Consider the following 6,462-nt stretch of genomic DNA (forward strand, 5'->3'; position numbering starts at 1 on the left):
AAGGAGCGCCGCCCTTCGGGGCGGCATGGAGACAAACATGAAAAATAACAATGCTCTGAATCTGACCATGCTGACTGAAATGCACCCCTGCGAATTTGAGGAGTGGCGTGAAAGAGGCGAGAACGATCGCCACATTCTGACCAGCGCCGTCGCGCAGCTGCTGCACGTGCCTGCGGGCTGGAAGGTCAACGGGGAATACCGTGGAGAATTTGGCGGATTCTTTCCGGTTCAGTTGCGCTACACGCCGCCCGGAGAGGCATTCAGTCTCTGCGTATGCAGTCCGGGAGACGTGTCCGGTGAGTGGCTGATTGTCCTCATGTCAGCTGACGGAAATTGCGTGCGCGAGGTGCTCAGGCTGACGCCGTTCGACCCGCAGCGCATCAGCGACCTGATCGACGCAGCAGCTCAGGCCTCCCTGCTGGAACACTGCGCAGCCGGTATGGCGGAATATCTGGCGGAAGGAGAATTTGCATGATCCCGATCAGCCGTTCACTGGTTCCGCTCTCGTCTGCACGCCGTGCCGCGATGCAGGCCATTGCGTTCGTTGAAAGCAGGCATGAACGTAACGTGTACTGTGCCGACTATCCGTATGCACACGCCTTTTTCCGCCTTCTCAGGGGCAGCAGGCGGGTGACGCTGAAAGAAATCCGCTTTTTCCGTCCCTCGATGCCTGAGTCTGAATTCAGGGGTAACAGACAGTCATGGCTGGCAGCGATTGATCGAATGATTGCCAGTGCCGGTGAGCACTGCCCGCATCCACTGAACAGTTATGATGTTGACGAGCTGTTCCCGGGATGGCGGTTTCAGGGCACAGAGCGGCAGCGGCGAAAAACGGAGCTGCTCAGTGAGAAGTACTCCCGCCAGTTCCGCCGTGAGAGAGAGGATAAAACGCGGACTCATCAGGCGATAAAAGGGCAGGCTGAGATTGACCTGGCATTTCATACGCCAGCCAGTGTCAGCAGCTGGATTTCCCGCTGGTCTGACTCGCAACTGCACCATACCGAGCTGGAGACCATGTTTTATCGGTGGAGTGAGAGGTTCCCCTCCCTGAAATCTCTGGAACGCTGGGAAATGGCAGGCCAGCCGTTATGGAGGCTGGGAATTGAAGCCAGGTTCCTGTCAGAGGAATCGAGCGCGATGACGCAGGCGCTGGAGCGCTGGATGGTACCCAACAAGCTGATGTTCAGTGCGGTGGCGGTATGAGCCGGGGCGATTACGTTACTGAGCTGAAAACGGCGCGAAGTCAGCGCCGGAAGCTGATAACCATGCATGAAAAACTCTGCGTGATGTCGGGTGAGTGGGAGGGGCTTTCAGGGGCGCAGGAAATCGAAACCGAGCGTCTTGCTGAGGCCGTCAGTGAGCAGATCAGGCGTCTGGATGATGACATTGCCTGGTGGCGGGGCGGTGGAGGTGACGAGGGCTGAGGCTGTCTTCAGACGTAACAGGCAGACACCCGTGTTAGTAAAGCGCTCAGCGTGATCCCGGCAGAGTTTCTGTGGCAGTTTTTCAGACAACCGACTGCCGGACATGGCCACCTTCGGCTCCCCGGCGTTGCCGGGTCGTCAGTCCTACTGCGCTAACCGGCTTTGCCGGTAAGCTCCGCCGAACCCCTTCGGGTTTCGGACATAGGGCCTGATGGCTGAGGTCAAAGGCTGCAACCGGCTGTCGCCGGTGCTTCAACCGGGCGCGCTGCGCCCTTCAACGGCGTCACGCCGTTCCGTCGTGACGACTGTGTTCATGCTCATCCCTGTGCTGTCACCCTTTTCCGGCTGGTACGGAGCGGAGGGCTGGTCGTAGCACCGTCATCCATTCGCCCGCAAGGGTACGCTTCGCCGTTCCTCGCCCGTTCGCACTCGCCACAAAGACGGCTCGCTTGCGCTGCGGCCTGCGGTGACGCCCCTGCGTTCGCCCGTCTGCCGTTGCTCCTTTGCCCTTCGCCGCTCCATACCAACCGAAACAGGGTTTTAGTAACCATCAGAGGAGAACCAGCATGAACACACAGAACGTCAAAACCGCCGCAACCAAAACCACCGAAACCTGGGCTGAAGGGCAAAACATCAACGGCTTACATCCGCACCTGGCAGATTGTTTTTCCGGCGCAGAGGGTTATGCCGAAGAAGCGCGGAGTTACTGGCTGAATCGTGAGGCGGCGGCGGTAAAAGCGCCCGTGGAGATCGACGTACACCGCTTTCACGATGCGCTGGGGACACTCTATCCGCTGAACTGGGCATGCAGTGAGGGCGGGAACTGTGAAACGTTCATGTTTGCAGAAATGTACTGCGGCGAAGTAACGGACATTTACGCCCGTATCGGGGTGCGTTACTTCCGCCTGCGTAATTACAACCACATGACTCACGCCCGGATCATAACGAGCGTCAAGGAGGCATTTGAGCTGAACCAGAAATGAAAAAAGCAGGCATAAGCCTGCTCATTCACCGCCGGAACCACGCTACCAACGACCGTTCCGGCGCTGTCAAACTTAACGGAGATAAACCCATGCAATTCGACCCGCAAATCGTGTCACAGGCGAGAGTATTTGTAAATGCGCTTCGCGAAGGAAAGAGCGCCCGCGTTCCTGCGATGAAGCTGAAAAACTGGCCGAAGTTTATGAAACTGGTTCATGCCGGCCTCAGCATGGCGTGATGTGAAAAGCCGCCCCTGATCGGGGCGGCTGTAAAAGGAATCTATTCATGTCACAGATAAGTTTTGCGGAATTTTTTGACCAGGCACAGGACGCGGCACCGGTTGTTCAGCATCCTTTACCCGCGCTGCCGGTAAATCTGCCTGCGGTTTCCGCACCCGCGTTAAGCCTGGCAGCGGCGAGAAAAGAGTTTATCAGCGTCTTTCGAAAAACAGGGTATAACCTGCGCCGCTGGGAGGTGTTCAGCGATTTCATTATCCTGGCGGCCAGTGAGCTGGATATCGCCCGGATCAGAACGCCGGAGAGCATTGAACGCTGCCGGAAAATCTGCGAACGGTACAGCACCGCCGATATACAGAATATGCATGAACTGTTCGCGCTGATGGTATGTGCGCTTCAGGCTCAGTTTCATGATTTTCTGGGCGCTATTTTTATGGAGCTGGAGCTGGGCGACGATCGCAGGGGGCAGTATTTTACGCCTTACAGTGTCCAGTCGATGATGGCCCGCCTGCTGATGCCTGGCGTGATTGATACCATCCGCCGGGAAGGGATGTTTACCCTGTCAGAGCCGACCTGCGGAGCCGGGGGAATGGTGATCGCTTATGCTGAGTGCCTGATTGAAGCCGGGCTGAATCCATCCGCTCAGATGTTCGTCAGTTGCATTGATATTGATCCTGTCGCGGCGGATATGGCGTTTATACAGCTTTCCCTGCTGGGCATAGCTGCGGAGGTTGTCACCGGCAACACGCTGACGCTTGAATTTAACCGGGTTCGCTATACACCGGTTTACTATCTCAATGATTTTGAAGAACGGCTGAAAAGCCAGCGCCGGATCAAGGCGATGATGGCTTTTATCAGAGGAGTGTCGGAGAAGGATGTAAATAATTAATTAGCTTATATGCTAACTTAGCTCTTGAGCTAAGTTAGCATTATTGCTATTATTTCTGTCACGGAGGAGATAAATTGTTTAACGTAAAATTGCACGACAATGCCGGTGATGAACTGGAAGCTCTTCCCGCAGAAATAGCCGCCAAAATGGTGCGACTGCTGGAGAAGCTGGAAAAAAATCCCCGCTCCCTGAGAGAGCCGCACTGTAAGCCTCTCGGTAATGGTCTGTTTGAAGTTCGCACAATGGGTGGCGATATTGCTCGCGGTTTATGGGTATATCAGACAGGCCAGAATATTTTTGTGTTACGTATCTTCATAAAAAAAACACCTAAAACGCCACCTGCCGAAATCGATCTGGCGTGGCGCAGACTGGAGGACATGATCAATGGCACATAAAACTCTCGCGGAGATGAAAGCAAAGCTGATGCAGGGTGATGAATTTCGGGCAGCCTATGAGGCGGAAGCCCGGAAAGAGCGTCTCCAGGAGCTGCTGGCCGAGTGGCGCAGCCATGCCGGATTAAACAGCGCAGATGTAGCCGCTCGAATGGGTATTGCACCGTCAACGCTTTCACGCATGGAAAAAAATATCACATCTGCCAGTGTCGAAAACCTGTCCCGGTATGCGCGGGCGTGCGGCGTGAACACGGCTACGCTGTTTTTCAGTTAAACAGCATTCTAAGATGCGCGATGCCTGAGAATATGCGCGCGTCTGAAAGCGAAAAGCAGCCCTTCGGGCAGGTAAGGGGCGGTGCTGCCGCACCGGCCCTTACCTTTTGCCTGCCAGCCTTCCCGGTTATAAGTCCGGATAGTTTGTTAACCGCATTTCATCTGTAATCTTCCCGCTTACACTGCCACTGCCACTGCCACTGCCACTGCCACTGCCACTGCCACTGCCGGGACATGGCCCCCTTCGGCTCCCCGGCGTTGCCGGGTCGTCAGTCCTACTGCGCTAAGCGGCAAGCCGCTAAGCTCCGCCGAACCCCTTCGGGTTTCGGACATAGGGCCTGATGGCTGAGGTCAAAGGCTGCAACCGGCTGTCGCCGGTGCGTTCACTGGCCCCGAAACGGGGCCGCTGAGGGCGTCACGCCGTTCCGCCGTGCCGGAGGTGTTCATGCTCACTTCATTTCGGTGCGGCTGTTCTGTTCCGGTGGTTCCCCGCGGAGGGCTGGTCGTAGCACCGTCATCCGATCGCCCGCAAGGGTACGCTTCGCCGTTCCTCGCCCGTTCGCACTCGCCATAAGGATGGCTCGCTTGCGCTGCGGCCTCCGGTGACGCCCCCGCGTTCGCCCGTCTGCCGTTGCTCCTTTGCCCTTCGCCGCGATGAACTCACCGAAACATGGTTAACAGCAACCGACAAAGGAGAACCAGCATGAACACCCACAACGTCAAAATCGCCGCTTCTGAATCTACCGAAACATGGGTAAAACAAAACTTCGACGTGCACCTGGTTACGCGCACAAATCGCCGGTTCAGCCTGGCAAAGCTGGAAGGCGATCTGATGAAGCACCGCGCAATGGAGACGCTGGGTGTCAATACTGAAGACCTTTTCGATGACCTGCAGATGGCAGCTTCCTGCATCAGCACGATGATTAACAAGGGTGACATCGTCACACCGTCCGGGTATGAGCTGGCGTCGTCCGTGCGGTCTCTGGCTATCGAACTGTATCCTGAAGCGTGGGAAGCCGTGGATGGTCCTGACCTGCCGGAACTTGAATGGCTGCAGGCCGATGCTCCCGGATGCCGTGAGGCTGAGCGTCAGTCGTATATTGAGAGCGCCCGTCCCTTTGGCGTCATCGTATACGGACCCATGGAGTTCCACGAAGATGACAGAAATCTCGGCACGTACTGGCGGGACGGGGCAGTTTGCCTGGGTCGTGCTGATTCCGTCACGGAGGCAATGGAGTTGCTGGTTCAGGCTGAGCTGAACGATGAGTGGCACCTGAGCGACTACGAGGCACTGAGCTTTCAACCGCAGGTCGTCAGGATCACTGATCGGGCGCATCGCGTTGTGCTGCGCGGCAATGCCAGCAAGCTGGAATGGACTGTACCGGAAACCGATCCAGCGGTACTTGAACGCATTGCTGCACAGAAAGCGTCACTAATGAGCCAGGCTGCATACGAGGCAGGCTGGGATAACTATGAGACTGCCCGCAGGTTACGCCGCGAGGCCGACCTGCTCGACCTGAACGCCGTTCATGCTGTATGGCTGAACGATCCGGAAGTGGCTAAAGCCTTGAGAGAGTACCGGCATCCGTCAAAACGTCTTGATGAAACAGAACTTCTGGAAAATCTGGAGTTTTAAACCTTCGCATCACAGGAACTGCCTGAAATGCACTGAGCATCAGGCAGCCAGAGCACCTGCCTGCGCTAACCGATTTGCTCGGCAACCTCACGCACCTGAATCCGTGCTGTACAGGGCGCAATGCCTGCAGGCCTTTACGGCCAGGCAAAACCCGGTGCTGACGCACCGGCTCTCTCCCTCCGCGTTCTCTGTCGTCTGCCAGTCATGCCGGGTGTCTCACTGCTGTCCGGATGGTGTTACCGGTTATGCAGCCTCAGATGCAATTACTGCCTTTACTGACTAAACATCAACTTCCGGGACCGGGACATGGCCACCTTCGGCTCCCCGGCGTTGCCGGGTCGTCAGTCCTACTGCGCTAACCGGCTTTGCCGGTAAGCTCCGCCGAACCCCTTCGGGTTTCGGACATAGGGCCTGATGGCTGAGGTCAAGGGCTGCAACCGGCTGCCGCCGGTGCGTTCACTGGCCCCGAAAACGGGGCCGCTGAGGACGTCACGCCGTTCCGCCGTGCCGGGTGTGTTCGTGCTCATCTCATCCCCGGTGCTTCATGTTCCGGATGGTTCCCCGCGGAGGGCTGGTCGTAGCACCGTCATCCGATCGCCCGCAAGGGTACGCTTCGCCGTTCCTCGCCCGT

9 protein-coding genes are annotated in these 6,462 nt (G+C 57.1%); all 9 read left to right on the forward strand.

Annotated elements, in window-relative coordinates; translation table 11 throughout:
- The first annotated feature begins 37 nt into the window (after positions 1 to 37).
- The 9 genes from psiB to HFD94_RS19955 all read left to right on the forward strand — a co-directional run bounded on the left by psiB (position 38) and on the right by HFD94_RS19955 (position 5,831).
- A complete protein-coding gene (gene psiB, locus HFD94_RS19915) occupies positions 38 to 475 on the forward strand; it encodes a conjugation system SOS inhibitor PsiB (protein ID WP_167433472.1) in 438 nt (145 codons plus the stop codon).
- Positions 472 to 1,203, forward strand: a complete 732-nt coding sequence (locus HFD94_RS19920) for a plasmid SOS inhibition protein A (RefSeq protein WP_167433473.1) — start codon at positions 472 to 474, stop codon at positions 1,201 to 1,203. Before psiB ends, HFD94_RS19920 begins: the two co-directional genes overlap by 4 nt.
- 62 nt (positions 1,204 to 1,265) lie before the next feature.
- Positions 1,266 to 1,424: a hypothetical protein gene (locus HFD94_RS19925; protein WP_243234804.1), complete on the forward strand. Its 159-nt coding sequence runs from the start codon at positions 1,266 to 1,268 to the stop codon at positions 1,422 to 1,424.
- 566 nt (positions 1,425 to 1,990) lie between these two features.
- Positions 1,991 to 2,407, forward strand: a complete 417-nt coding sequence (locus HFD94_RS19930) for a hypothetical protein (RefSeq protein WP_371742572.1) — start codon at positions 1,991 to 1,993, stop codon at positions 2,405 to 2,407.
- A gap of 89 nt (positions 2,408 to 2,496) precedes the next feature.
- Complete coding sequence (locus tag HFD94_RS19935) at positions 2,497 to 2,643, forward strand: hypothetical protein (protein WP_033774359.1); 147 nt, start codon at positions 2,497 to 2,499, stop codon at positions 2,641 to 2,643.
- A 47-nt stretch (positions 2,644 to 2,690) separates the two neighbouring features.
- Complete coding sequence (locus HFD94_RS19940) at positions 2,691 to 3,530, forward strand: N-6 DNA methylase (RefSeq protein ID WP_167433475.1); 840 nt, start codon at positions 2,691 to 2,693, stop codon at positions 3,528 to 3,530.
- Between the two features lie 74 nt (positions 3,531 to 3,604).
- Positions 3,605 to 3,925 carry a type II toxin-antitoxin system RelE/ParE family toxin gene (locus tag HFD94_RS19945; protein WP_006122142.1) on the forward strand — a complete coding sequence of 107 codons (321 nt, stop codon included), beginning with the start codon at positions 3,605 to 3,607 and terminating at the stop codon, positions 3,923 to 3,925.
- Entirely contained in the window at positions 3,915 to 4,196 is a 282-nt protein-coding gene (locus HFD94_RS19950; protein WP_064365784.1) for a helix-turn-helix transcriptional regulator, read from the forward strand. Before HFD94_RS19945 ends, HFD94_RS19950 begins: the two co-directional genes overlap by 11 nt.
- A gap of 702 nt (positions 4,197 to 4,898) precedes the next feature.
- Positions 4,899 to 5,831 (forward strand): hypothetical protein, encoded by a 933-nt coding sequence (locus tag HFD94_RS19955; protein WP_167433476.1) that lies wholly within the window; start codon positions 4,899 to 4,901, stop codon positions 5,829 to 5,831.
- The last annotated feature ends 631 nt before the right edge of the window (positions 5,832 to 6,462 follow it).

Source organism: Pantoea sp. EKM20T (assembly GCF_011800485.1).
GTDB classification, from domain to species: Bacteria; Pseudomonadota; Gammaproteobacteria; order Enterobacterales; family Enterobacteriaceae; genus Pantoea; species Pantoea agglomerans.